Origin of the sequence: Pseudanabaena sp. UWO311 (genome assembly GCF_006937785.1) — a bacterium.
Lineage (GTDB): Bacteria > Cyanobacteriota > Cyanobacteriia > Pseudanabaenales > Pseudanabaenaceae > Pseudanabaena.
Genome location: NZ_SJEE01000003.1, coordinates 11,723 through 35,899, shown reverse-complemented (window position 1 = coordinate 35,899; position 24,177 = coordinate 11,723). Strand labels below are relative to the sequence as shown.

At 43.3% G+C, this 24,177-nt stretch carries 26 protein-coding genes; 5 read left to right on the top strand and 21 right to left on the bottom strand.

Features of this window, described 5'->3' with window-relative positions:
• Positions 1–3: 3 nt before the first annotated feature.
• The 15 genes from rpsQ to PseudUWO311_RS03570 all read right to left on the bottom strand — a co-directional run bounded on the left by rpsQ (position 4) and on the right by PseudUWO311_RS03570 (position 9,097).
• Entirely contained in the window at positions 4–255 is a 252-nt protein-coding gene (gene rpsQ / locus PseudUWO311_RS03640; protein WP_094530969.1) for a 30S ribosomal protein S17, read from the bottom strand.
• A 33-nt stretch (positions 256–288) separates the two neighbouring features.
• Positions 289–492 (bottom strand): 50S ribosomal protein L29, encoded by a 204-nt coding sequence (rpmC, locus tag PseudUWO311_RS03635; protein ID WP_103667424.1) that lies wholly within the window; start codon positions 490–492, stop codon positions 289–291.
• A gap of 5 nt (positions 493–497) precedes the next feature.
• Positions 498–911, bottom strand: a complete 414-nt coding sequence (gene rplP, locus PseudUWO311_RS03630; RefSeq protein WP_103667423.1) for a 50S ribosomal protein L16 — start codon at positions 909–911, stop codon at positions 498–500.
• A gap of 26 nt (positions 912–937) precedes the next feature.
• Positions 938–1,684 carry a 30S ribosomal protein S3 gene (rpsC, locus tag PseudUWO311_RS03625; protein WP_142653722.1) on the bottom strand — a complete coding sequence of 249 codons (747 nt, stop codon included), beginning with the start codon at positions 1,682–1,684 and terminating at the stop codon, positions 938–940.
• A gap of 2 nt (positions 1,685–1,686) precedes the next feature.
• The gene (rplV, locus tag PseudUWO311_RS03620; protein WP_009625485.1) at positions 1,687–2,043 is read right to left on the bottom strand and encodes a 50S ribosomal protein L22; all 357 of its coding nucleotides are present in this window, start codon (positions 2,041–2,043) and stop codon (positions 1,687–1,689) included.
• An 18-nt stretch (positions 2,044–2,061) separates the two neighbouring features.
• The gene (gene rpsS, locus PseudUWO311_RS03615) at positions 2,062–2,340 is read right to left on the bottom strand and encodes a 30S ribosomal protein S19 (RefSeq protein WP_094530961.1); all 279 of its coding nucleotides are present in this window, start codon (positions 2,338–2,340) and stop codon (positions 2,062–2,064) included.
• Between the two features lie 57 nt (positions 2,341–2,397).
• A complete protein-coding gene (gene rplB, locus PseudUWO311_RS03610; RefSeq protein ID WP_142653721.1) occupies positions 2,398–3,264 on the bottom strand; it encodes a 50S ribosomal protein L2 in 867 nt (288 codons plus the stop codon).
• A 62-nt stretch (positions 3,265–3,326) separates the two neighbouring features.
• A complete protein-coding gene (locus PseudUWO311_RS03605) occupies positions 3,327–3,641 on the bottom strand; it encodes a 50S ribosomal protein L23 (protein ID WP_094530955.1) in 315 nt (104 codons plus the stop codon).
• Between the two features lie 28 nt (positions 3,642–3,669).
• Entirely contained in the window at positions 3,670–4,344 is a 675-nt protein-coding gene (rplD, locus tag PseudUWO311_RS03600) for a 50S ribosomal protein L4 (protein ID WP_142653720.1), read from the bottom strand.
• Between the two features lie 41 nt (positions 4,345–4,385).
• On the bottom strand, positions 4,386–5,027 hold the full coding sequence (gene rplC / locus PseudUWO311_RS03595; RefSeq protein ID WP_103667419.1) for a 50S ribosomal protein L3: 642 nt from the start codon (positions 5,025–5,027) through the stop codon (positions 4,386–4,388).
• Positions 5,028–5,459: 432 nt separating this feature from the next.
• Complete coding sequence (locus tag PseudUWO311_RS03590) at positions 5,460–6,515, bottom strand: acyltransferase (RefSeq protein WP_142653719.1); 1,056 nt, start codon at positions 6,513–6,515, stop codon at positions 5,460–5,462.
• Between the two features lie 26 nt (positions 6,516–6,541).
• Positions 6,542–6,937 (bottom strand): DUF309 domain-containing protein, encoded by a 396-nt coding sequence (locus tag PseudUWO311_RS03585; protein ID WP_142653718.1) that lies wholly within the window; start codon positions 6,935–6,937, stop codon positions 6,542–6,544.
• Positions 6,930–7,418 (bottom strand): hypothetical protein, encoded by a 489-nt coding sequence (locus PseudUWO311_RS03580; RefSeq protein WP_142653717.1) that lies wholly within the window; start codon positions 7,416–7,418, stop codon positions 6,930–6,932. Before PseudUWO311_RS03580 ends, PseudUWO311_RS03585 begins: the two co-directional genes overlap by 8 nt.
• Positions 7,419–7,541: 123 nt before the next feature.
• Entirely contained in the window at positions 7,542–8,195 is a 654-nt protein-coding gene (locus PseudUWO311_RS03575) for a hypothetical protein (RefSeq protein ID WP_142653716.1), read from the bottom strand.
• Positions 8,196–8,416: 221 nt separating this feature from the next.
• Positions 8,417–9,097: a glutathione S-transferase family protein gene (locus PseudUWO311_RS03570; protein ID WP_142653715.1), complete on the bottom strand. Its 681-nt coding sequence runs from the start codon at positions 9,095–9,097 to the stop codon at positions 8,417–8,419.
• An 86-nt stretch (positions 9,098–9,183) separates the two neighbouring features.
• On the opposite strand from PseudUWO311_RS03570, the gene PseudUWO311_RS03565 reads away from it, so the two are divergent.
• Together PseudUWO311_RS03565 and PseudUWO311_RS03560 are read left to right on the top strand one after the other, a co-directional pair.
• On the top strand, positions 9,184–9,954 hold the full coding sequence (locus PseudUWO311_RS03565) for a hypothetical protein (RefSeq protein WP_142653714.1): 771 nt from the start codon (positions 9,184–9,186) through the stop codon (positions 9,952–9,954).
• 172 nt (positions 9,955–10,126) lie between these two features.
• A complete protein-coding gene (locus PseudUWO311_RS03560; protein WP_142653713.1) occupies positions 10,127–11,212 on the top strand; it encodes a PotD/PotF family extracellular solute-binding protein in 1,086 nt (361 codons plus the stop codon).
• Positions 11,213–11,262: 50 nt separating this feature from the next.
• Here PseudUWO311_RS03560 and PseudUWO311_RS03555 read toward each other — a convergent pair whose 3' ends face one another.
• Positions 11,263–11,829: a hypothetical protein gene (locus tag PseudUWO311_RS03555; RefSeq protein ID WP_142653712.1), complete on the bottom strand. Its 567-nt coding sequence runs from the start codon at positions 11,827–11,829 to the stop codon at positions 11,263–11,265.
• Complete coding sequence (locus PseudUWO311_RS03550) at positions 11,826–12,908, bottom strand: sensor histidine kinase (protein WP_142653711.1); 1,083 nt, start codon at positions 12,906–12,908, stop codon at positions 11,826–11,828. Before PseudUWO311_RS03550 ends, PseudUWO311_RS03555 begins: the two co-directional genes overlap by 4 nt.
• Positions 12,909–13,189: 281 nt before the next feature.
• Here PseudUWO311_RS03550 and PseudUWO311_RS03545 point away from each other — a divergent pair, with 281 nt between their 5' ends.
• Together PseudUWO311_RS03545 and PseudUWO311_RS03540 are read left to right on the top strand one after the other, a co-directional pair.
• Positions 13,190–13,498, top strand: coding sequence for a hypothetical protein (locus PseudUWO311_RS03545; protein ID WP_142653710.1), 309 nt, complete (start codon positions 13,190–13,192; stop codon positions 13,496–13,498).
• 42 nt (positions 13,499–13,540) lie between these two features.
• Positions 13,541–14,836 (top strand): NAD(P)/FAD-dependent oxidoreductase, encoded by a 1,296-nt coding sequence (locus tag PseudUWO311_RS03540; RefSeq protein ID WP_142653709.1) that lies wholly within the window; start codon positions 13,541–13,543, stop codon positions 14,834–14,836.
• On the opposite strand, the gene PseudUWO311_RS03535 is transcribed toward PseudUWO311_RS03540, so the two are convergent.
• Positions 14,797–17,739 (bottom strand): CHAT domain-containing protein, encoded by a 2,943-nt coding sequence (locus PseudUWO311_RS03535; RefSeq protein WP_142653708.1) that lies wholly within the window; start codon positions 17,737–17,739, stop codon positions 14,797–14,799. The genes PseudUWO311_RS03540 and PseudUWO311_RS03535 overlap by 40 nt on opposite strands.
• 164 nt (positions 17,740–17,903) lie before the next feature.
• Between PseudUWO311_RS03535 and PseudUWO311_RS03530 the strand changes: the two genes are divergently transcribed.
• Positions 17,904–18,119, top strand: a complete 216-nt coding sequence (locus PseudUWO311_RS03530) for a hypothetical protein (RefSeq protein ID WP_142653707.1) — start codon at positions 17,904–17,906, stop codon at positions 18,117–18,119.
• Between the two features lie 22 nt (positions 18,120–18,141).
• Here the strand turns inward: PseudUWO311_RS03530 and PseudUWO311_RS03525 are convergent, their stop codons facing one another.
• The 3 genes from PseudUWO311_RS03525 to PseudUWO311_RS03515 all read right to left on the bottom strand — a co-directional run bounded on the left by PseudUWO311_RS03525 (position 18,142) and on the right by PseudUWO311_RS03515 (position 24,147).
• Positions 18,142–19,053 (bottom strand): Rpn family recombination-promoting nuclease/putative transposase, encoded by a 912-nt coding sequence (locus tag PseudUWO311_RS03525; protein ID WP_142653706.1) that lies wholly within the window; start codon positions 19,051–19,053, stop codon positions 18,142–18,144.
• Between the two features lie 103 nt (positions 19,054–19,156).
• Complete coding sequence (locus PseudUWO311_RS03520; RefSeq protein WP_142653705.1) at positions 19,157–21,814, bottom strand: CHAT domain-containing protein; 2,658 nt, start codon at positions 21,812–21,814, stop codon at positions 19,157–19,159.
• Positions 21,815–22,113: 299 nt separating this feature from the next.
• Entirely contained in the window at positions 22,114–24,147 is a 2,034-nt protein-coding gene (locus PseudUWO311_RS03515; RefSeq protein ID WP_142653704.1) for a hypothetical protein, read from the bottom strand.
• Positions 24,148–24,177 lie beyond the last annotated feature (30 nt).

Here is a 24,177-nt window from a genome sequence, read left to right as displayed (position 1 = left end):
GGCTTATGCTTCCGAGCTAGATGAGAGAATCTCTACAACTTCCCATCGCTTTGTACGGCTGAGGGGACGGGTTTCCCGAATTTTGACGCGATCGCCTTCACGGGTTTTATCTTCTTCATCGTGGGCTTTAAACTTAGTCGTTTTGACCACGATTTTTCCATATTTGGGGTGAGAAGTACGGTTTTCGACCGCGACAACCACCGTTTTCTGCATTTTGTCGCTGACGACAACGCCAACTTTTTCTTTAACTGCCATTGCTAAAATTCCTATGTTTTGTAAATAGCTTTCTTAAGCTCTGGACTGACGTTCGCGTTCGACGGTCATCAGTTGAGACAAACGATGCTTAGCATGTTGGAACTGATGTGGCTGGACGGGTTGTCTAGTGGCCTGCTTGAAACGCAGATCAAATAGCTCTTTCTTGACAGACAAGACTTGGGCTTGCAACTCTTCATCAGATAGCTCTCTAGTTTCTTGGACTTTTGGGAGTGCCATATCTTTTACTCCTTTTCACGGATAACGAATCTGGTTTTGATTGGCATCTTGGCAGCCGCCAAGCGAATTGCCTCTCTTGCGGTTTCTTCAGTCACACCAGCTACTTCAAACATGATGCGACCTGGCTTAACCACTGACACCCAAAACTCAGGAGCACCTTTACCGGAACCCATACGGGTTTCAGCAGGACGCATGGTTACGGGTTTGTCTGGGAAAATACGAATCCAAATCTTGCCACCGCGACGGATATAACGGTTCATGGCACGTCGAGCAGCCTCGATTTGACGAGCGGTAATCCAAGAAGGCTCTAAAGCCTGCATGGCGTAATCACCAAAGTTGATTTCGGTTCCTCTGGTAGCAGGGCCCGCCATCCGACCGCGTTGCTGCTTACGAAATTTTGTACGTTTAGGACTTAACATGTTTCAAAACTCTAGATGACAGAAGTTTATCCTTCAGCGCTAGAACGATCCTCAAATTGGGGACGACGTTGCTGGCGACGACGGGGTTGAGCGGCAGGAGCAGGAGCTTCTTCGCCTTGAATGATTTCGCCTTTAAAGATCCAGACCTTGATGCCAATAACACCATAAATAGTTCTGGAAGTCTTGTAGCTATAGTCGATATCAGCACGCAATGTATGCAAAGGAACACGACCTTCACGCACCCACTCAGTTCTGGCGATTTCAGCTCCGTTAAGACGACCACTGATTTGCACCTTGATCCCTTCGATGCCTGCGCGTTGTGCTCTTTGAATAGCTTGACGAACGACACGACGGAAGGAAACACGACGTTCGATTTGCTGAGCAATGTATTCAGCGATGAGAGGCGCTTCCGCATCAACTCTGGTTACTTCGGTGACATTAATCCGAACTTGGCTAGTACCCGTCTTCTTCAGAGAACCATCTTGTTCGAGGTACTTAACTAGTCCGACACGCAATTGTTCGATACCAGCGCCACCGCGACCAACGACAACACCTGGACGAGCAGTGCGGATTTCGAGATCTACTTGATCAGCCTTGCGATCAATCAAGATTTCAGCGATGCCAGCATTACTTAGAGTTTTTTCGATAAACTTACGAATTTTGCTATCTTCTTCAGCAAGAATGCCGTAGCGATTGACATCAGCGTACCAACGGGAAAGATGGGACTTGGTGATGCCGAGGCGTAACCCTGTTGGGTGAATCTTCTGACCCATACCTATTCTTCCTCCGATGGTTTGACGGTGATCGTAATGTGGCACGTTGGCTTACGGATTTGGTAAGCACGACCTTGAGCGCGGGGACGGAAGCGTTTGAGGCTAGGTCCCATATCGGCAAAGGCTTGGTTAACTACTAGGGATGCTGGATCAAGTCCTGCATTATGTTCAGCATTAGCAACGGCAGAACGCAATACTTTCGTAATTGGTTCGCAGGAGCGATATGGCATGAACTCAAGAATCATCAATGCTTCGCGGTAGCTACGACCACGGATTTGGTCGAGTACTCGACGCACCTTGTGAGGTGACATACGAATATATTTGGCTACGGCAGGGATTTCGTTTTGGGCGAGGATCATTTTTAACTACCTGTCTACCTATCTCTTGGCCTTTTTGTCGCTCTTAGCATGACCGCGGAAGGTGCGAGTAGGGGCAAACTCACCGAGTTTGTGTCCTACCATTTGCTCCGTGACATATACAGGAACGTGCTGTTTTCCGTTGTGACAAGCAATGGTATGCCCGATCATTTGAGGAAGAATGGTGGAAGCGCGTGACCATGTTTTGATAACTTGCTTTTCGCCTTTGGCGTTAAGCTTTTCAATTTTGGTCATTAAGTGATCGGCAACAAAAGGACCTTTTTTTAGCGATCGCGTCATAATTTGTACTCTCTGTAAAAACTTTGAATATATATTTCGTATTGGAGAAATATATGATTAGGCGTTACGTCCGCCCTTACCGCGCTTCGAGGACTTGCGACGGCGACGAACAATAAAGGCATCACTGAGTTTACCTTTCTTGCGAGTCTTATAACCCAAGGTTGGTTTACCCCAAGGCGTAACAGGTCCACTGCGTCCAACTGGAGCGCAACCTTCACCACCACCATGTGGGTGATCGATGGGGTTCATCGCCATACCACGAACTTTCGGACGACGGTTTAACCAACGGCTACGACCTGCCTTACCAAGACTGGTATTGCTGTGATCGAGGTTGCCAACTTGTCCAATGGTGGCAAAACAATCTTTACGAATCAAGCGAACTTCACTAGAAGGAAGCTTAAGAGTAACGAAATCACCTTCTTTTGCCGCAATTTGAGCACCAGCACCAGCCGATCGCACAATCTGCCCACCCTTGCCAGGAACAAGTTCCACATTGTGGACAATTGTACCGAGAGGGATGTTTACCAATGGCATCGCGTTACCGATTTCAAAGGGAACATTACTTGTGCCTGCTAGGATTTTGTTGCCGACAGCAATGCCTTTTGGTGCCAAGATATATCTCTTTTCACCATCCTCATACTGGAGAAGAGCAATCCGAGAAGTGCGGTTAGGATCGTACTCGATCGCAATTACCTCAGCGATAATGTCGCGTTTGTTGCGTTTGAAATCGATGATCCGATATAGACGCTTGTGACCACCGCCACGTCTGCGGCTAGTGATGACACCACGATTGTTGCGTCCTCTTTTACGATGGACGTGGCTGGTTAAAGACTTTTCGGGTTCTGATTTGGTGATTTCCGAGAAGTCCGAGACAACAGTTTGTCTTGTACTAGCGGTATACGGTTTATATGCACGAACGCCCATAATTGTCTGATTTTGTTAAAGAACAGTTCTCTGATTTTGCCTTTTTTGTAAAAAGCTATTGCTTACACATCGGGGAACAAATCGATTTTGCTGCCTTCTGCGAGGGTGACGATCGCTCTTTTGATTTGAGCGCGTTTGCCTGCGAACTTACCAATACGACGCGCTTGTGCGGGTGGGTTATGGGTGTTCACTTTTTTGACCGTAACTGAGAAAAGGCTTTCGATAGCTGCCTTGATCTCAGGCTTAGTAGCATCATGAAAAACATCAAATGTGTATTTGTTGCTTTCAAGTTGTCGGGTTGCCTTTTCATTGAGCAAAGGGCGACGAATGATGTCGGGCAAGCGACGGGGATCGAATTCAGTGGGGATCTTAGCCATGTTGTTTCTTTCTTCTACTTAGATTCCGTTATTCTGCGTCTTCGACCGTAGTTACGATCTCTGTTACCAACTTTGCGTCGCCACCATATACTTCATGAATCTTGGCGATCGCTGAGCGGGTTGCCACAATCTTTTCAGAATTGAGAATGTCGAACATATTGAGCTGATCGGCAGCGATCAATTGCAAGTTTTGAATGTTACGCGCAGATAAAACGATGTTTTCTTCTTTACGATCAGTGATGATCAGGGTCTTTTTGCCAACGGTGACACCCCAACGCTCAAGAGCTTGACATAATTCCTTAGTCTTGGGTTGAGCAAGGTTTACGGCAAAATCTTCAACAATAATCAAATCTGCGGTACGACCGATAAATGCGGTGCGAAGTGCAAGACGACGTTCCTTGCGGTTCATCTTGGTTTCGTAATCTCTAGGCTTAGGCCCAAAAATTGCACCACCACCACGGGTCAAGGGAGATCTAGTCGAACCTGCACGGGCGCGACCTGTACCCTTCTGTCTAAAAGGCTTACGACCACCACCACGGACTTCAGCGCGAGTCTTGCTGCTGGCTGTACCTTGACGGGCATTAGCTAACTGTCTGACGAGGGCACGATGAACTAAACCTTTTGCACTTGCTTCTTTGGCAACACGCAGCTCAAGGCTTACTTCACCGACTTCATTCCCTGTCCAATCTATTACTGTAGGCATAACTTATATTCTCTCGATCTCACGAACAAACTACTTAGTCCTTATTTCGCCTTGCCGATAATTACGGTAGGAATGACGTTAAGCAATGCACCAGGCTTGCCAGGGACTGCTCCTTTAATTAGCAACACATTGTTCGCTGCATCGACTTTGACTATAGTTAGCTTCTTCACGGTGATTTGCTTACCGCCAAGACGACCAGCCATGCGCTTACCTGGGTATACACGACCAGGGGTTGTACCTGCTCCAGTCGAGCCAGGTTGTCTGTGGTTCTTAGAACCGTGAGCCATTGGACCGCGAGCAAAGTTGTGGCGCTTTTGGTAACCAGCAAAACCTTTACCGATGCTAGTTCCAATCACATCAACGATGTCGCCATCCTTGAACTGACTTACATCTAGAGTCTGACCAATAGTGAAATCACTAACATTATCAAGACGATATTCACGAAGATGCTTAACAGGTTCAGCACCTGAGACTTTCAAGTGTCCCAGTTCTGGCTTGCTAAGAAGCTTTTCGCGGGTCTTACCGTAGCCAATTTGAATGGCTTTGTAGCCTTCTTTGGTTTCGGTCTTGACTTGTGTGATTGTGCAGGGACCTGCTAGGACAACGGTTACAGGAACAGCGTTGCCATCCGAATCGAATACTTGGGTCATCCCAAGTTTTGTGCCGAGAATTCCGACAGTCATTAAAATTAGCTCCGCTTGCTTGACTTCAAATTTTCGCGCAGAATATTTCTGCCGATTTTTGACAGGCTCAAAAGAGATCGGTTTCGATCTTAGTAAGAAGTATTGGTATTGAAGGCTGTTTAACGGACTTCGAGACGACTTACAGAAGATATCTAGTCAAACTACTAGACGTGAGAAACTCAATCTCTTGGGTTGGTTGTTATAGGTTTAAAAGACTTTTAAGTTTCTTTATGTCTCTATACCAAAGCGTGACTCAGACTTAAGGAAGCAAACGCATTGGTTTATTTCACTTAGTTTCTGTTTTTAGTCACGATTAGCAATCATAACTCTATGTGGGATATTTTGTCTATAGTTTTCAGGAAAAAGTTGAAAATTTAGTAGTCAAGGCAAATTCTTACTATCACTTTTTACAGTAAAAAATCCAGCGATAAATTAAAGTGACACCGCAAAGCGTTGTAAAAGTTGCCAGATCACAATACCAATTAGCCAAGAAATAATTGTTGCTAATGGAACATATAGAATTCCTCCAACTATTTCTAGAGGAGCGATCGCACGCAGCACCCAGACATGAACTAGATAAGTAGTAAAGCTTGCTTTGGCAAAAGTTGTAATTGAAGCAACCTGAAGAGCTTGAGGCAGTCTGAAGGTCTGCCTCAAGCTCTTTGACCAAGACATTGACCATAGTAAGAAAGTCAATGTCAGCAAAACTACAGTTGGTCGAGCATAATGACCAACAGCTTCAGCAGAGTTCTTTAGTATCGCAGTCCAATAGAATTCGCTCAGTTCGATAATTGCGGCGATCGCAAATAAATACCCCCATATATGCGATCGCCATTTTGCTACCAACAGACTAGTCCATCCGCAATCTTTAGCAAGCCAAATGCCAAATTGAAAATAGGACAACCAATAAATTATATGATTTCCATTAGGTAAAAAAGTCGTAATATTTATCAGTAAATCAAAAGTTGCAGATACCCATCTCAATCCAAACAAAGCGAAGGTAATAGATATCAGAATATACAAGTTCCATTTTGTAAATAAGATGTTCCTAAGGATTGGATATAAAACATAGCATTGGAAAATGATGCCTAAAAAGTAAAGATGATAGTCACCCATACCTGTAGAAAGTAATTGGAGGATTTGTTGCCCACGCTCTAGCCAGTCTGCTTTTTGAAACTGGCTCTGTCCAATGATATTGAGTAAAGTAAATAGAATATATGGCGGCACAATGCGCCACAGACGGCGCTGAAAAAATATTTGCAAATTGAAAGGTCTTTTTTCTTCTGACTTCGCTAGGGCAAAGCCTGACAAGATTACAAATATTGGCACTGTAAAGCGCCCAACTTGGTTGATGATGGTATCTATAAAAATCTCAAGATTGATCGTAGTTGTATCATGCACTCCAAACCACCAATGATGCGAAGCATGGATACCAATGACGATAGTTGTAGCGATCGCACGCAGTAGATCAGAGAGTTCCCAAGTCATATTTTATAAAGATTATTTTGATAGCGCTAAGCATTTTCCAGATTGGATCTAGTGATCTTAGGAATCTTTAAATCGCCCAGCACCATCTGTTTCCATATCTCTGCAATTCCTTCTTTTCCATTTGTTTGTACTTTTCGTAAGATGAGCAAACTATCTGTTAATAAAGTTTCAACATCAATGGATTGATAGTTGGGAAGATACGCTGATAAGCGACTTGTCCCTTCCCCTAAGAGAATCGCTGCACCATTCCAATTTTGGCTCTTGAGATGATATAGACCAACGGCAATTTGTAAAATCCCTTGATAAAAAGCCCGATCGCTTTGCCAAGCATCATTCCAAATCGCCTCTAAAGAGTCGTGACAGGCATAATAATCCCCACTATTGAACTGGGCGATCGCCTCTTCAAATGCTGGATCAACCATTGGCTAGTACATTAGCGATCGCTTGTTTTTGCTCGGCATCATATCCCCATTTTTCGAGGAAAGATACATAATTCCCTTCGTTTGAGATTGCCGAGTTACGCATTTGAGTAGCAATTTCATAAACTTCAGCAAGTCTTACTTTCTCAATTAAAAGCCCAGTTCGTCTAGCGACACGATCAGAGCCTTGGGCTTGTTCTTCATTACCTACGCGACGATGGAAAATCGCCATAGCCGTGGACATAGCGAGATTTTTGACAAGCAGTTCTGCGATCGCATCGGGAGCAGATTGAAAAGCCTTAATAATAGGCATGCTAGGCGCATCTGCAAGCTGCCATTCCCCAGTCAAGAAACACACAAAAAAGCCCCTTGCTCCATTAGAAGTTTGTACAAGTGCCGAGATTTCTGATTCTAGCTGTAATTCATCTAAGTCTTTGCGCGAGAGCAAAGCTTCTGTATAGGCGATCGCCTCTTCAAAGGTCATAGTTTTAAAACTTAGTTTTTTGTGATTTAACCAAGAAACAAATTTTTAGTGGCGCGGCGAAGCCGCGCCACTAAAAATTTGTTTCTTGGTTTTGAAAGGGGGGCGTTGCAATCCTTTTCAATTTTAAGCAATGTGATCTAAACAATGATTAGGTAAAAATGCTGTCCAACCATTGTCTAGTTTGACACGACAGCTAACGCTAATTACCTGCTCAACGACCCCTTTATGATTGGCATATTGTTGACGATTCGCATTTACTGCCACGCGATCGCCTACTTTAAAGGTCTTACCTTGAGTTTTAGGCTCTACACCTTGTTTCTTGTCATTGATACTAGGGATGGCAGCTTTTTTGAGGGTTGGTGCAGAATGAAAAGTTAGAGAAGCAGCTTGAAGTCCATTTACTTGATAGTTATAGCCCCGCCCTTGGATAAGCTGCAAACTTCCGATCTGAACATTTGCTAAATATTGCACAAAGATATCAACAGATATTTCCATGGTTTCGGCAAGGTCTTCAAACATGACAGGATAGCTCCAGTAGTTTTCCCCTACCTGTAAATCGGCTAGCTCCTTCCATGCATCAAAGAGTTTTTGCCCAAATTGTGGTGCTAGCTCATCGCGATCGCTGTTTGACTTTTGCACAGAATCTACAGTACTGCTAGATGTCAAAGCTTTAAGTGTTTTAAGCAAATTTTCGGCAATGCGATCGCTCGCTTCAGTCCTTACTCGAAGATATTCGAGAATCTGCTCAAACAAAGATTCACTAACATTAACAGTCATAAAACTACCCGCACTAATCGCCTTTAATAACCTATCTGAAAACTGCTGCTTAGCACTCTGAGTATTATAAAAATTCAGCTTTTAGATTTTTTGAAATATTCTCTAACTTAACATCAATAAGCTAACACCAAAAATATTTACAACACTTTGCAATAAATCAAAACCCAAAAGATGAGAGGCGGCAGTTTGAGATGCTTCTCATCTTTTGGGTTGCTAACGAGTCAATCAAGTCCAGCTTGCCAATTTTTGGGCAATGGCTCATTACAAATCTGATGAATTTCTGTAATACGCTCAAATAGCCAAGGATAATTACGCCGATAGGTGGGAATTAACCCTAAAGGCGACAGCAATGCTGCCGCTGTCAAGTCAGCGACACTAAAGCGATCGCCTACCCAATGACCGTCTTGCCAAAATTCGCTGAGTATAGCGATCGCATCTGCAATTTTCTGGGTAGCAAGTTTTGCTGAATTGGCATTAATACCATATTGAAATCGGACGATTGTAATTACAGCTTGACTCATTAATGAAGGATCGATTTTTTTGCCCTCATTAGCTCGAAACTGATAGTAAACAAATCTTGCCGATGTCCCGACAAATTCATCAAAATGATCTTCTAGCCGTAATGCTTCTTTTTGTTGGATAGCATCTTCTAAATAAAGTGGGGGATCGGGCTGATAGGCTTCAAGAAACTGAATAATTTCTGTGGAATCACCAACTACAGCGGGACAATTTTTTTGCTGCGGTAATAGAACTGGCACAGTATATAAGCCCGAAAGAGGTTTAACTCGTAAAATATGTAATCCAGGAGTCAGATTTTCGACTTGATAGGGAATCTGCTTGTAGCCAAGGGCTAGTCTAGCTTTACGACAATAGTGAGAAGTACTGAACTGTAATAAAAGCATAAATCCTATTTTAAATTAGCGAAAAAGCAGCAAATCATATGGTATAGTCTCGACTAAATTTTTTACGGTCTACGGTGCTGCCGCCTATGCAAGCCAATCCAGTCTTTAAACCTACAACTTCTCATTCTGGTTATCAGACCTCTCAATCTGGTTATCAGGCTTCAGTACCTGTGACTGTGTATCGAGAGCTGGCTGCGGAGTTGCAATCTACTCAAGCAAAGTTATCTTTTTTTCAGTTGCAGAATGAGCAACTAACGAAGCAAAATCAAATGCTATTGCAAGAGTTTGAAGCGATCGCCCAATCCACAGATCGAGTACAAACTATTCTCACACAGTCTAATTTACCTGATTCAAAGTTGACTGACGTTTTAGCAGGTATTCGTGCTTCTTCACAAGTTAATCCTGCGCCATCAAGAAGCAATCCCCAGCCCCAAGGTCGCCCTCCTGCGGCTAAACCTCGCCCTGTAGATAAACCTGCAACACAGGTTAGCCCTCGCAAAGTCGCTGCACAGCAGAAAAATAGTGCTATCCAAGAAGCAATTTCTAGAGCAAGACAGCTCGCCAATGATTCAGTAACTCCAAATGATAATGAACCAAAGGTGAGCGAAGCCTTATATTACGATAGTTCTTTTGCTGCCTTTGAGGCTCCTGAACCTGCACCGACTCCAAAAACAAAAGTATTGCCGAAGTTAGAAATTCGTGAAGAAATATCTTCTCGTCCCCTACGCACTGAGTCTTTAGAAGACTCTAGCGAGAAATCTGGTTTAAGTGGCTGGGTTCTAACTGTCACAATTGTGGCGATCGTCCTGACTTCCTTTGGTGCTGGCTATTTACTGATGCGTCCATTTGTAAAATAAGATAAAAAATGGCGCATAGCGCCGTTTTCTATCTTTCAAACCCTTAAGGTTGCTCCCCTGCGGTGAGCAACCTTAAGGGTTTGGGGTTGAGCGCAAAGCGCTGTAAAACCGATTTTGGAGTTTGCTGCGCCGAAGGCGCAGCAAACTCCAAAATCGGTTTTATAATTAAGTCATGGATAGACGTAAGTTTCTAGTTTTAAGCGGTGCGACAGTCACGACGATTGGGGGATGTCAATGGTCAAATCCTTTTGATCAACGTGATCGCATACGCATTGCGGGTTTGCTAGGAGCAATACCCAGTAAAGTAGTTAATCAGTTTGAGTCAGCTTCCCAAAAGAAACTCGAATTTAAAGCAGAGAATCTGCCCTCAAAACTTTGGCAAGAACTACAAAACTATTCCAGCAATCCTAAAGATAAAGCACCGCATTTAGTGAGTATCGGTGATAGCTGGTTGGATCAGGCGATCGCGCAATCTTTAATCCAACCAATCACGCCCAACCTGTTAGAAAAAATTCCAAAATGGCAAAAACTTTCGCCTTTGTGGCAACAAAGCGTTACACGCAATGATCAAGTATGGGGCATTCCTTATCGGTGGGGTGCAACTGCGATCGCCTATCGTAGTGACAAGCTGAAATTTGAGATTACGCAATGGGCTGATCTCTGGCGACCAGAATTAAAACTAAAACTAACATTGCCAGACGATGCCCGTGAAGTGATCGGACTGGTCTTAAAAAAGATGGGGCTACGCGATCAGCCAGAAAACTTAGTTGAACGCCCTGACCTTCTCGTAAAACTTACCCAAGAGCTTAAGAGCCTTAACGCTCAGGTTTTAACCTACTCTTCTGATAATTATTTACAGTCGCTACTAGCTGACGATACGCTTGCCGCCGTGGGATGGACGAGTGATATGTTCAAAGCCCAAAGGACAAACCCTAATCTCAAAGTGGTAATTCCCCAAGATGGCACATTACTTTGGAGTGATATTTGGGTAATACCTAAAGGCGAGGTTGCGATCGCGGCAATGGAATGGATAAATTTTTGTCTAACACCTGCGATTGCGGCTCAGATAACATCTTTAACTGATGCAGTTAGCGCTTCAAGTGAGTTAGAGCAAGTTCCTGCCAGTGTTAAAGCTGATCCGATCAAGTTTTTCTCTCAGGATATTTTGGCAAAGAGTGAATTAATGTCACCTTTGCCGCCATCAACGCTTACGCAGTATAAGGATATCTGGACTAAACTGCGATCGGGAACACTATGATTTATAACAATTCTCAAAATGGCGTTGCCATTTTGAGAATTGTTATAAATCTATTGAGTCGGATCACAGATAGGAGCTTCTTGAGTCTCTTCAATGTCTGGGGGATGATCGATCGTTAAACTGGCTGCCTTAACATGAGGAAGCGATGCACCTTCTAAACCTTTATGAATACGAGCTGGTGAATAATCGAGCGTGACAAAAAGCGGATAATGGTATTCACCGCGATCGCTAATGATACTGCGATGCTTCCAAGGTAACAGCCAATAATATTCTTCGCCGAGAGCCACTTCTACTTGTCGCCAGCGTTGCAATAATGCGGAGTAGTCTTCGTTAGGTCGATGGATAAATACAAAAATTTCTTGACCAGTTTTGACTTTCCAGTCAGGATCACACATGATCAAGGCTAGATCGCATTGCAACTGAACATGACTTTGAGTCAAGTTGGGACTAGTAAGTTGCACGACTGGAAAGGGAATCGAAATCAAGCTGTCAACGGGACGACGCAGACTGGGAATCAGCTCAAAATATGGACGATATTCTCTCAAGAGTGAGATCGCTTCGAGAGGATTGCTGTAATGGCTGAGGAGCGTGTCGTACTGAAGTTGAAGAGTACTCATGGCTTAATAATGGGCAAATGCACGAAGAATGTAGAACCTTTTTGGGAGCCTTGGTTCGGTGACTTAACTAAAATCTTGCCGTCATGGGCGTTGACAATATAGTGAGATAGATATAATCCTAAGCCACTACCTTGTTTTTGATGATTGCCTTGGCTAAATCGTTGGAACAAGAACGGCTGCTCTTCTAAAGGAACCCCTGTACCTGTATCTGCGATCGCAATTATTGCCTCGGATCGATCTGATTTCAGGCTAACATGAACACTGCCAGATTCGGTGAATTTGAGAGCATTACCGATCAGATTATTAAATACACGCAATAGTTCCAAGCGATCGCCCTTAACGAGGCAAATATCTTCAAGATCGGCAATCAGTTCAAGATTTTTAGAAATAGCGATCGGTTTAAGTTCCTGCACAACTTGATCGAGTAATTCTTTCAAGTCTAACGACTGCAAATTAATAGTTTTACTACCAGATTCATAGCGATACACATCTAAAAGCTTATTTACCATTTCTAGTAAATTGCTATTGCTGCGTCCCATAATTTTTAGAGCTTCACAAATTTCGGGCGAAATCTCCCCCAATACGCCATCTTGCAGTAGTCCTAACATGCGATCTGCGGCAACTAATGGTGTCCGCAAGTCATGGGTTAGACGTGATACAAAATCCTGTCTTTGCCGATCAATGCGATCGCGCTCCGCAATACTATGTTTTAAACGCAGCAATGATCTTACTCTTGCCAATAGCTCATCAGCTTCAATTGGCTTGCGAATAAATTCATCTGCGCCGAGGTCTAAGCCTTTGACGGCATTAGCGCGATCGTAAGCCGTAATCAACAAAATCGGAATAAATGGCAAATCTTTCATGGCTCTGACGCGCCGTGTCACCTCGTAACCATCCATCACTGGCATCATTACATCCAGCAAGATCAAGTCTGGAGGCTCAGTCTCAATAATCTTTAGTGCATCTTGACCATTTGATAATGTGATAATTTCATATCCCTCTTCTTCAAGGATCGTGCGAACAAGAAATAAATTGTCTGGCACATCATCAACAATTAGTAAACGGTCAGGAGATTTCATTCAAACGCTCAATCAATACGGGATGACTATATAGATGTTGTCATGAAACCGTAATCTATGCAGTCATCCCGATGATAGAAATTGCACAAGTCAAAAGGCATTACATCGCCGAGATTTAATAAGGAACCAGTTTTTTTGTGGCGCGGATTCCCCCCGCCACAAAAAACTGGTTCTTGCTTTGCGACAAGATATATTTTGGCTTCAGGGAATTACAAAGCGCTGCTTCTACTTGCTAATATAATCATCTACGCGCTCAGCAACGATTATCAACAAAAGTAAATATGCGCCACTATCTACTTGCTCTCGCCACATTTGTGTTAGCTGTCTCTGGGATCTCTATGGCTGGGGCAGAAGAGAATAAGCCTGCTACTCAAGAGAAGTACGAATATCCTCAAGAAGTAACTAGGACTTTCATGAAAGGTTGTGGATTTACTAATAGCAAAGAATTTTGTGTTTGTAGTTTAGACAAATTGCGATCGCAATATACCTTTGCGGAGTTCTTAAAGATTGACACCGCCGCAAGAGAGACTAAGCAAGTACCTCAAGATGTAATCAATATTTTTCAATCTTGTCGAAATGGTAAAATCTAAGATAGGCAGCGCTTCGCGCCGCCTATCTCATTAGGGTTAATCATGGCAAGTACAGAAGTTGTAGTTATAGGTGGCGGGGCAGCAGGCTTTTTTGGCGCAATCCATGCGGCGCAAGCACCACATACGCGAGTAACTTTATTAGAGGCAGGACGACAGCCGCTTGCCAAGGTGCGAATTTCAGGCGGAGGACGCTGCAACGTTACCCATCATTGTTTTGAACCTTCGCAATTAGTTCTGAACTATCCTCGAGGGAGTAAAGCTTTACGGGGAGCATTTTCACGGTTTCAGGCTTTAGATGTCGTGCGCTGGTTTAATGCAGAAGGAGTGAAGCTAAAAACGGAGGCAGATGGCAGAATGTTCCCTATTACAGATGATTCAGAAACGATTGTGGAAGCACTGATGTTTGCTGCTAAAAAAGCTGGTGTGGTTCTCCGCAATAATGTTTTAGTTCAAAAAATTGAGCATTTGGGAGATAGCAAATTTGATGTGATTCTCAAAAATGGCGAGAATATAATTTGCGATCGCCTATTACTTGCTACTGGTAGCAGTCCATCTGGCTATGCGATCGCGCGATCGCTAGGACATGAACTAGAACCTCCTGTACCTTCACTTTTTACATTTAATATTAAAGATTCTAAACTTCATGAACTGGCTGGAGTCAGCGTTAACCCCGCCACAGTAAAGCTGTTAATATCAAATTCTAATCCTGACAAGAAAAAATCTGCTCGAAATCAATTGGAACAATCGGGTGCTCTGTTAATTACCCATTGGGGATTGAGTGGCCCCGCCGTTTTAAAGTTGTCAGCATGGGCGGCGCGAGAATTGCATGATTGCAACTATCAGGCAAAATTAGCGGTTAATTGGATTCCTTCGCTCAAGGTAGAGGCAATCAAGCAGATTTTGCTGAGTGCGAAGACTGATCAGCCCAAGAAATTTGTATCTAATTATTGTCCTGTAGATATCTCACTTCGTCTATGGGAATATCTGCTCGATAAAGCTGAAGTGGAACTAGAGAAGCGCTGGGCAGATATTTCTAATAAAGCTATTCAGCAAATTGTGAATGTACTAAGCGCCAGTGAATATGCGATCGCGGGCAAGGGTGTGTTTAAAGAAGAGTTTGTAACTTGTGGCGGGATTCGTTTGCAAGATGTTAATTTTCAGACGATGGAAAGTAAGATTTGCCAAGGTTTGTTTTTTGCTGGTGAAGTGTTGGATATAGATGGTGTGACGGGTGGTTTTAATTTCCAGAGTGCATGGACTACGGCTTGGATTGCTGCGCAGGGTATAAATGCTGAGTTTTACAATCCATTACCGATCGCAAAAAATGCTGACCAGTAATTAGGATGATTGAATTGAGGCGATTTGATTAGCGATATTTGCGCTCTGCGTAAAGCTTCTGTAACTGTGACATCGCCTTTTTGCAACTCGCTATAAAAAGCAGTCATGAGTGCTTGAGTCCCAACATCATTGACTAACCAGAGCGAGGCGATCGCAACTCTGGCTCCTGCCGCTTGCATTTGATAGCCTAATCCTAAGATCTCGACACCAGTGCCTAATTTGCTGCCAATACCTGACTGACAAGCACTGAGGATTACTAAATCCACATTGCTCAATGACCAATCTTGAATCTCTCTAATCGTTGCCTTGTCACCATTGCCAAACAGGATAAATGAGTCTTCGGGAGTTCCCACTGATAACTTTCCGTGGGTAGCCAGATGCAGAATCGTATGGGAATTAGCTTTGGTTTCGGTGATTTGTTTGCTAAAGGCGGCTTCGGTAAAGGTGGTGGTGTTAGGGAAGAGACTGGCAATTTTTTGGACTTCGGTGAGAGTAGCAGGTAAGCCAGTAAATCCTGCATAGCTCTTCACTCCTGCTTTGCCACCAAATGCGCCTGCAAAGATGTGTGGTTTCGCAAGTGGTTTTGGTGCAAAGGAGGTGAGGGATTCAGCAGTGATGTTGTTAACGCGATAGCGTTCGACTAGCCATTGTTTGCCATCATGGAGCGCCGAGAGGGGAATATAGCGCAGTTGTCCATCGGGAGCATAAATAATCGTATCGATTTTTAGCTCTTGCAGTTCTGATTCAAAGGGTTGAATTAGTAATTTATAGAGTGTTTGGGCAGGTTCTTTGACATCTTCGGAGCCAGCATCACGTAGCCCTTTCAGGAAGTCAACTATTTCTTGATTGAGTTGTTCGCGTTTGATTTTGACAGTGCGGCGTAGGGGTGGGGTTTTGGCGTTGATGATGATTAGCTCGATGCGATCGTCTAGGATCAGGGGATAGAGCAGGACTGCATTGGGAATTTGAATAAGCACATCTTTTTGGAGTTTGCGATAGCTAGTGAGGTTGAGGTTTTGCTGGTCTTCAACGCGACGCAGTTCGGTAATCAGTTTTTTGATTTCGGGGCTATTGAGGAAGGAGTTAAATTGTTTGTTTTGGTCGCGTTCTGTTTGGACTAATTGGGCGAGGCGTTGTTGTTCGGTTTCACTGAGTTTATTCTCGCGGTCTTTTTGTTGGAGGTTGGTGAGTTCGGTGGCGAGGGCGATGATGTTTTGTTCGGGGCGTTGCAGGTCTATTCCTTGGGAGGTTTGGCTGTTGCCGCGCACGGTTCGGAGGTAGTCGCCTAGTTCTTGGACTTTGAGAAGATCTAGGACTTGTTGGGCTTCGAGGATGCGGTCTTGTTTGAGCAGTAGGTCGGCGAGATTGCGATAGGTTTCTTCAACTGTGGATAGATAGGATTTTTGTTCTTCTTTGCTAAGTCCACGTATATCTTTGCGAATCGATTCACGAAGGTTGACAGATTGTTTATAAAAAAGAATTGCGAGTTCGGGCTGTTGCAGTTTGGCGAATAATTTACCAAGGTTATTTAACGTGTCTGCCTCACCTTTTCTAGAACTAATTTGTTTAAAGAGAGCTAAAGATTGCTGATAATAAACAATTGCTGTTTGGTTCTGTCCTAACAAGTTGTTAACAACACCTATGTTGTTGAGCAAATCACCTATTTCATAGTCATCCCCAAGAAGATTGTTTTGAGTAAAGATGTTTAAACCTTGTTGATAATAGGCAAGCGCTTTTTGGTAATCCCCTAAATCTTTATATGAACTGCCAAGACCGTTGAGAGCAGCTCCTTCTGTATGAAGAGCTTTCATTTGTTTGGCAATTACAATAGATTGTTGATAATATTCAATTGCTTTTTGAGGTTGCTTTAATACATTATATGCAGCACCTATGTCTCCAAGCGTAGCACCTTCACCATATCGATTACCCATTTTCTTGTAAATCACTAAGGATTGTTGAAAGAAATCAATCATTTTTTGGTACTGTCCAAGATTCCTGTAAATACCGACCATAGACCTAAGCGATGATGCCTCATAATAGCCATTGCCAATTTGTTTGGAAATAGTTAGGGATTGTTGATTGTAATCGAGAGCTTTTTGGTAATATCCGAGCGAATTATATGCTTCACCAAGAATGAATAGTGAAATTGCTTGACCTTTGCGGTTGTTGATTTGCTGATAGATTTCTAAAGATGCTTGGGAATAGTCAATTAATTTTCTATAATCTTTTGCTAAATAGAAAATAAGCCCTATTCTAAAAAGTGCATCTGCTTCATATTTGCGTTCACCAATTAGCTTTGCGAGTGTTGCAGACTGCTGATAGTAATCAATTCCTTTTTGAAACTGTCCTAGATTGCCATAGACAAAGCCAAGACCATTGAGAGCTTTTACTTCACCAAGACGATCGCCTATTTGTTTGGAAATAGCTAAGGATTGCTGAAAGAACTCGATCGCTTTTTGTGTTTTCTGTGAATTTCCATGACTGGCATAGGCAGAACCATAACCATTGAGAGACTTTGCTTCGCCAAGACGATCGCCTATTTGTTTGGAGATATCTAAGGCTTGCTGAAAGAACTCAAGCGCTTTTTGAAATTGTTGTAAACTTTCATACACATCTCCCAATCCGATTAGAGCGGTTACCTCACCCTTTTGATTCTTTATAAGTCGATAGAGATTTAATGCTGATTGATATGACTTTAAAGCATCCTGATACTGACCATTCTCGTTCTGTTGCTTACCCAGCTCGACTAATTTATCTACCTCAGTCTTGCGGTCTTGCACAGATTGCGCTTGAACGCTTTCACTCATCACTATCTGCACTTGTCCACAAGCCAAAAAAGTCAACATCGCAATCCCAACAACCTTATTCATCGCCAAAACCTTTGCATTTACATCAAAACCCACAGTCGCCTACCAGCCAGCATAAAGTGATATTCCAAGAAACAGGTATTCGTTACAAAAAACATAACCAAATATTCACAATCACCTATTCCCCGTAATTTAGATCTCCGACTTTTTCTGCACGTTTACCAATTAGTTGTGCTAGTCACAAAAAAAGTCGGAGATCTATGAACTGCAACGAAGAAACAGACAATCTCGGAGGGGAGAAACATTACCACCATCGTTTATGTATATCAACGCGATTATCAAACGGTAATGCGATCGCCCAAGCCCCGCGATCGCAGCCACAATTTATCTACGAGAGCGAAGAGGGTTTAGCATTTGCGTACAGAGATTTTTTTGTGAGGAGTTTTAAAATGGTGGCGCAAATGCTTAACCCCTAAAGATTTTTTTACTTTTGCCCTTTTACTTTTTACTTGTCAACCATGCCTCCAAATCAGCAACCTTCTCAAAATCCAACACCGCCTCCGCCAATTCCTCCAACTGCTCCGCCGATAGCTTATCTAACCGCTTCACCATCTTCAGCGTCACCTTACCAAACTTCCGCGTTAGTAGCCGTACCGCAACCTGTTTGAGAGCCTGCTGCCGTCCCAAGACTTGACCGCGCTGTGTCCCAATCTTTTCACCCTCAAGTTTGCCCTCAAGTTTGCCCTCAAGCTTGCCCTCAAGCTTGCCTTCGCGAATACCCTCAAGCTTTGCATCTCGATATACTCTTGTTTTTTTGAGATCACTTAACGTAAACATCGCCTCAACCTCTTCTCGACTCATTTGGGGAAACTTATACAGCAAAACTGTCTCAATAAATTCTATCATCCTTTCTCTATCTACTTGCCCCACCTGACCAGCCAACCGCTGTGCTAAAGCCACCGTTTCCCTCTTCGGGGCAACAATCAGCCTCACCAGTTCTATATGCAGCGACTGATTTTCTGGTAACTCATCAAGATATATCCGTACAATACGCTCACTCGCTAATAGCTCTCTAAATTGTTTTGGTATCTCAGGCTCAATATTGCGCTTTGCTAAAATGGCGACGGCTTGCCAATCATGTTCTGGTTTGTACTGACTCAAATACAGAAATATTTCGCCAACAAATTCCCAATAAAATTCGGTCCGTTTTTGAAACTGCACCTCCACAAACCAGATATTTTTATCCACCGAATCTGGTATAAAAATGCCATCAAAACGAAAGGCTTTTTCCTTGATTTCCACAGAAGTAAAGCGATATCCTGCTGCTGTTTCGGGTGGTAATCCCACCAATTCAAACAGCAAGCTATCAAAGGTTTGAAATAACTGAAAAAATATTGTGTCAGTTCGCATTTGATTATATTAGCGAATTTTAATTGATTGTTGCAAATAGTTAAATCCATAAAACAAATTCAAGAAAAACTTTCCCCCTTTTCCTTTTTCCTTTTTCCTTTTTTCACAGCCCATTACCGATCGCAAAAAATGCTGACCAGTAGTAGGGATGGTTATAGTCTTTGGATTTGATTAAGGCGATTTGCGATCGCCTTAATGACTCAGCAATCGCCGCATTTTCTTTTTGCAGTTCCGCATAAAAAGCCGTCATCAGAGAACCTGTGCCTGCATCATTAACTGACCAGAGCGAGGCGATCGCATTCTTTGCACCTGCTTTCTGGACTTGATAACCAAATCCTAAAATTTCTACACCGCTGCCAAGCGAACCTAATCCAGTCTGACAGGCACTTAAGATAATCAAATCTACATTTGGGATTTGCCACTCGGTGATTTCATGGAGGCGAATTTTGTCACCATTGCCAAAAATAATAAAGGAGTTATCTGGCACACCAGTATTGAATTCGGCATGAGTGGCTAGGTGAAGAATATTATGATTTTTGAATTTTGACTCGATCGCTTGGCGACTGAAATTAGCTTCGGTTAAAGTGACTGAGTTTTGGAATGTATTCGCGATCGCTTTGACTTCTTTAATCGTCGCAGGCAGAGCGATTTGACCAAACTTTTTCTCTCCTTCTTTACCACCAAAAGCCCCAGCTAAGATACTAGGGGAACTTTTTTGCTTTGGAGAAAAGTCGGAGAGACTATAGGCAATGAGATTACTAATTCGATATTTCTCAATTAGCCACTTTTTGCCATCATAGATGGCAGCGATGGGAACATAGCGGAGTTGTCCATCAGGCGCATAGAGAATTGTTTTGGTTTTGGCTTTGACAAGTTCAGTTTCGATGGGCTTAATCAGCAAATTATAGAGTTCTTCAGCTGGCTCCTTGACATCTTCAGAGCTGGTGTCGCGAAGTCCAGATCTAAACTCAGCAATTAATTTTTCTAGCTTCTCCCTAGAAATTTTTACAGTGCGGCTGATAGGAAGGGAGTTGGGTGAGAAGAGAATGATTTCTAAGCGATCGCCTAAGATCAATGGATAAAGTAAAACTGTACCCTGTGGGATTTGTTGAAGATATGCGGGGACTTTGTTGATTTCTGATTTGGGAAGTTGTTGGATTTGATTGGTAAGTTGGCTATTGATTTCCTTGCTATTGTCAAAGCTTACCGATAAAAGCTTATCGCTAATAGCCTGCTCTGGTTCTAAAACCCTTACTCCCTGAGCAGTGCGATCGCTACCCTTAATGTTTTTGAGGTATTCTTCAAGTTCTTGGACTTTAAGCAGATCAAGGATTTGCAAAGCTTCCATGACTCGACCTTGTTTGAGCAGCAGATCAGCGAGGCGGCGATAGGAGCTCTCAACCGTACCTATGTAGGATTTTTGGATATCTTGATCGAGGCTACGAATATCTTTGCGAATGGATTCGCTGACATTGACAGATTGCTTATAGAAGACGATAGATAAATCCGTTTGGTTTTGTGCTTGAAGAGTTAAACCAATATTGCTGAGGGCAACTCTTTCGCCATCACGGTTTTTGATTTTACGGGCGATCTCTAATCCAGACTTATGATAGCCAATTGCTTTAGCATAGTCACCCAGTGCATAGTAGGTACTGCCCAGCGAGCCCAGAGTTTTACCTTCGCCACGGAGATCTTTGACTTCTTGAGCAATCTTTAAACTGGCTTCATAGTTAGCGATCGCTTTGGCATAATTTCCTTGAGCCTCATAAGCATTACCCAGATATCCCAGCGATTTGCCTTCACCACGGCGATCGCTAATTTCCTGAGCTGCCTTTAAGCTTGACTGGTGATACTTAATTGCCTCGTTATAATTGCCCAGATCGTAATACACATTACCTAAGTAACCGAGGGACTTAGCTCGACTGAGACGATCGTTAATCTTGGTGGCGATCGCTAAGCTCTGCTGATAATATGCTATCGATTTGGGATAGTCCCCAAGCGCACGATAAACAAGTCCTAAAAACCCAAGAGCCTGTCCTTCGCCACGGATTTCTTTGATTTCGCGAGTGATTGCTAAACGCTTCTCTTGAAATTCAATCGCTTTAGCATAGTTGCCCTGAGAGCGATAGGCATTGCCGAGATTGCCCATTGCATTGCCTTCGCCTTGACGGTCGTTGATCTCGCGAGCAATGACTAGTCGTTGCTGGTGATAGTCGATGGCTTTAGCGTAGTCTCCTAATGCGTAGTAGTTCATTCCCAAATTACCCAGAGATGAGCCTTCCCCACGGCGATCTCCAATCTCACGGGTAATGGCTAAACTCTGTTCGTGATAAGCCATCGCCTTGACATAGTTACCGCGCGAACGGTAGATAACACCTAAATTGATTTGAGATTCTGCTTCTCCACGGCGATCGCCTATCTCTTTAGCGATTTCTAGACTCTTGCTATGGGATGCGATCGCCTCTTCATATTTCCCCAGTGATTCGTATGTTTTCCCTAAATTTCCGAGTGTATTCACTTCACTCTGACGATCTTTGATTTCGCGATAGATATTTAGTGCTTGTTGATATGACTGTATTGCAGCTTCGCACTGACCAGCTTGGCATTGCTGTAGCCCTTGTTTATTCAGCCGATCTGCCTCTGCTTTGCGGTCTTGATTTGTTTGCACTTGAGCTGTCACTAAGGGCAGATTAGGAGATATCACCATCCCAAAAAGCCCAGTTGTAAACACAAACATTAACGAATAGAACCGAGAAGACATGACATCACCATCAAGTTTGCATCACAATTGTATAGCAATCCTAAATGATTTGTGTAAGAGCGCTTTGCGCTCAAAAGAAAGTACCGACCGCTGCGCGGTCGGTACTTTCTTTTGGTGTTAATTACGTTCTAATGTTACTTGGAATGTAGATGATAGACCTCTTGCTGCTAGCGAGGCAGGGCAACCACGGGGGGATAGCCCCTACCCCAAAATTTAAAGGTTACCGTAGTGACTGCGCCCCCGTGCTAGCCCTATACCTATGCTATGACAGGAATTCCACATTAGTTACGTGGAGGTGCTTATGCAAATTGTGTCGTACTGATCTCAATTAATGGAATTAACACACCATTTTGGAGTTGTCCATTGGTACTGAGTTCACTATGACAGAGATATAAACGATCGTCTGTGCGATCGAGTAAATCCCTAAGTAACCTTTGCAAACGCTGCATATCTGCATCACGCTGATTTTCGATTGTCCATAATGTGCCATTCCAACCTTTAAGAAAAAGCGGCGCACCGAATAGAGAAGCAGCTCCACCCTGCAACCATAGATCAGAACTTGCATCCAGCCAAAATTGCCAACGATGCGATCGCCTTGCCATACGATATTGGATAATTGTTGCGAGGACAACGCTATCTTCAGGCAAATTGGGGGCATAGGGATCTGCCGTAACAGTGCCAAGCCGAATTAGTTGAATAAAATTTTGGAGAATTACAGGGTCTTCTTGATCGAGGCGATATCCCAATTGCCAATAATATTGGGCAGTTTCAATCAATGATTGCAAGGTAGAAGTATGTTCATAATTCAACTTGCGTGGTTTGAAGAATGCTTGAATAGCACGATCGATAAATAGTAATGGAGTATCTTTTGGCGATTGCTGTTCTATCCATTGCCGCACTTTTTCATAGGCTTGAGTCGCTTCATAGCCAAGGCGATTCCATTGGTTATAGGTCTGTGCTTCTAGAAGTTTCGGGCTTTCTGGATGCCTCGCAAAGCAATAATCGGCAAGCATTCCTGCACGCACTGGATCGATCGCACCCGTAAGCACCACCAACATTTCGGCAATATGATCGCGGCTTACGAGTTGCCCAAGGTTCGGATAGACTAATGTAATGAGGGTAAGTAGCGATCGCACTTGAGCGGAATACGACAATGGGCGCTGATCGTTTAAGGGAGTAATATTAATATTTTTTTTGCGCAGAATTTCCGCGATCGCATAGTTGGCAATATTATCTAATCCGGGGGCAATAATGGCGATCTCGTTGGCTTTGATTTCCTCCGATGCGATCGCTTCAGCAATGGTTTCAGCAACATTACGAAATAATTTTGCGCGAGAAACGGATTCAATTGATTTAATCGAGTTGTAGGGTTCGATAAATTGTAAAATTGGTTCGCTGACAACTTGCAGAACTGATTCAGCGATTTCAGTTCCCAAAGTATGACTAGCATGGGGTAAACTTATGATTTCGCATTCAGATTTGAGTGATCGCCAATATTCAGGGTCGCCACCTAATCCTAATCTTGCCGATCCGTCAGGATTAAAAGTAAACATGCCGATCACATTATTTTTAAGTAGAAATTTGCATAGGTCGCAGGCGATCGCAGGCATTTCATCAGCGCGATCGACGATAATATATCGAAATCTTTCCTTAAGTTTGCGTTGATATTGTGGATTGGGAAGTAAATAATGGGCGAATAAATCCGTAATAATGCCATAGGTTAGTAAACCTCTCTCCCAGCAATACTTGCGCCATTCTTGTAAAGCTTCGCCAATTTCTTGCCATTGTTCTAATATATTGTTCTCACCACCTTCAGGATTTTCTGGAATATTAGTCTCGATACCTGCATTTAAAATTGCAGGAATTTCACTAATCTCGCGACCACCATTGGCAGCTAATAGAAACAAATCTAGCAATCTGCGGACAAGGCGATCGCGCCCGATCCCTTCCATTTGCAAGGTTCCTGTTTCGATGCGATCTTTCCAGAGCTTATTAGCGAGTTCCTGCTCATTCTCAACTCTGAGGAGCAATGGAAACTGAGCTTTGAGATCGAGCCTTTTGACTAATAATGTCCAAAACAAGCGTACTTCATCACGGAAAAAACTTAGTGGTGTGACAGCGGTGACGGGATAGCTGCCATGGGTGGCGATCATCAGGCGATCGCCTAGCTCCCGACGTTGTTGAGAATCGACGGTAAGCACCAAAACTTTTTGGGAAGCTGCTTGAGGATTAGACTGGTATGCAAAATCCGTTTCGGTCCAATCACAAAATCGCTGAACTATTCGCTCAGTCTTGCCGCTCTTACTACCGCCCTCAATCCACAAATTCGACATAAAACCATTTAGAATAAAGTTGCGCTTTGC

Excerpts from the sequence above, each read along its gene's own strand:
- PseudUWO311_RS03590 (WP_142653719.1), bottom strand. The coding sequence starts at position 6,515 with ATGACTTGGGAACTCTCTGATCTACTGCGTGCGATCGCTACAACTATC.
- PseudUWO311_RS03585 (WP_142653718.1), bottom strand. The coding sequence starts at position 6,937 with ATGGTTGATCCAGCATTTGAAGAGGCGATCGCCCAGTTCAATAGTGGG.
- PseudUWO311_RS03525 (WP_142653706.1), bottom strand. The coding sequence starts at position 19,053 with ATGCGAACTGACACAATATTTTTTCAGTTATTTCAAACCTTTGATAGC.
- rplC (WP_103667419.1), bottom strand. The coding sequence starts at position 5,027 with ATGACTGTCGGAATTCTCGGCACAAAACTTGGGATGACCCAAGTATTC.
- PseudUWO311_RS03560 (WP_142653713.1), top strand. The coding sequence starts at position 10,127 with ATGGATAGACGTAAGTTTCTAGTTTTAAGCGGTGCGACAGTCACGACG.
- rpsC (WP_142653722.1), bottom strand. The coding sequence starts at position 1,684 with ATGGGTCAGAAGATTCACCCAACAGGGTTACGCCTCGGCATCACCAAG.
- PseudUWO311_RS03550 (WP_142653711.1), bottom strand. The coding sequence starts at position 12,908 with ATGAAATCTCCTGACCGTTTACTAATTGTTGATGATGTGCCAGACAAT.
- PseudUWO311_RS03520 (WP_142653705.1), bottom strand. The coding sequence starts at position 21,814 with ATGTCTTCTCGGTTCTATTCGTTAATGTTTGTGTTTACAACTGGGCTT.
- rpmC (WP_103667424.1), bottom strand. The coding sequence starts at position 492 with ATGGCACTCCCAAAAGTCCAAGAAACTAGAGAGCTATCTGATGAAGAG.
- rplD (WP_142653720.1), bottom strand. The coding sequence starts at position 4,344 with ATGCCTACAGTAATAGATTGGACAGGGAATGAAGTCGGTGAAGTAAGC.
- rplV (WP_009625485.1), bottom strand. The coding sequence starts at position 2,043 with ATGATCCTCGCCCAAAACGAAATCCCTGCCGTAGCCAAATATATTCGT.
- PseudUWO311_RS03545 (WP_142653710.1), top strand. The coding sequence starts at position 13,190 with ATGCGCCACTATCTACTTGCTCTCGCCACATTTGTGTTAGCTGTCTCT.
- rpsS (WP_094530961.1), bottom strand. The coding sequence starts at position 2,340 with ATGACGCGATCGCTAAAAAAAGGTCCTTTTGTTGCCGATCACTTAATG.
- PseudUWO311_RS03565 (WP_142653714.1), top strand. The coding sequence starts at position 9,184 with ATGCAAGCCAATCCAGTCTTTAAACCTACAACTTCTCATTCTGGTTAT.
- PseudUWO311_RS03530 (WP_142653707.1), top strand. The coding sequence starts at position 17,904 with ATGAACTGCAACGAAGAAACAGACAATCTCGGAGGGGAGAAACATTAC.
- PseudUWO311_RS03605 (WP_094530955.1), bottom strand. The coding sequence starts at position 3,641 with ATGGCTAAGATCCCCACTGAATTCGATCCCCGTCGCTTGCCCGACATC.
- rplB (WP_142653721.1), bottom strand. The coding sequence starts at position 3,264 with ATGGGCGTTCGTGCATATAAACCGTATACCGCTAGTACAAGACAAACT.
- PseudUWO311_RS03570 (WP_142653715.1), bottom strand. The coding sequence starts at position 9,097 with ATGCTTTTATTACAGTTCAGTACTTCTCACTATTGTCGTAAAGCTAGA.
- rplP (WP_103667423.1), bottom strand. The coding sequence starts at position 911 with ATGTTAAGTCCTAAACGTACAAAATTTCGTAAGCAGCAACGCGGTCGG.
- PseudUWO311_RS03515 (WP_142653704.1), bottom strand. The coding sequence starts at position 24,147 with ATGTCGAATTTGTGGATTGAGGGCGGTAGTAAGAGCGGCAAGACTGAG.
- PseudUWO311_RS03540 (WP_142653709.1), top strand. The coding sequence starts at position 13,541 with ATGGCAAGTACAGAAGTTGTAGTTATAGGTGGCGGGGCAGCAGGCTTT.
- rpsQ (WP_094530969.1), bottom strand. The coding sequence starts at position 255 with ATGGCAGTTAAAGAAAAAGTTGGCGTTGTCGTCAGCGACAAAATGCAG.
- PseudUWO311_RS03575 (WP_142653716.1), bottom strand. The coding sequence starts at position 8,195 with ATGACTGTTAATGTTAGTGAATCTTTGTTTGAGCAGATTCTCGAATAT.
- PseudUWO311_RS03580 (WP_142653717.1), bottom strand. The coding sequence starts at position 7,418 with ATGACCTTTGAAGAGGCGATCGCCTATACAGAAGCTTTGCTCTCGCGC.
- PseudUWO311_RS03555 (WP_142653712.1), bottom strand. The coding sequence starts at position 11,829 with ATGAGTACTCTTCAACTTCAGTACGACACGCTCCTCAGCCATTACAGC.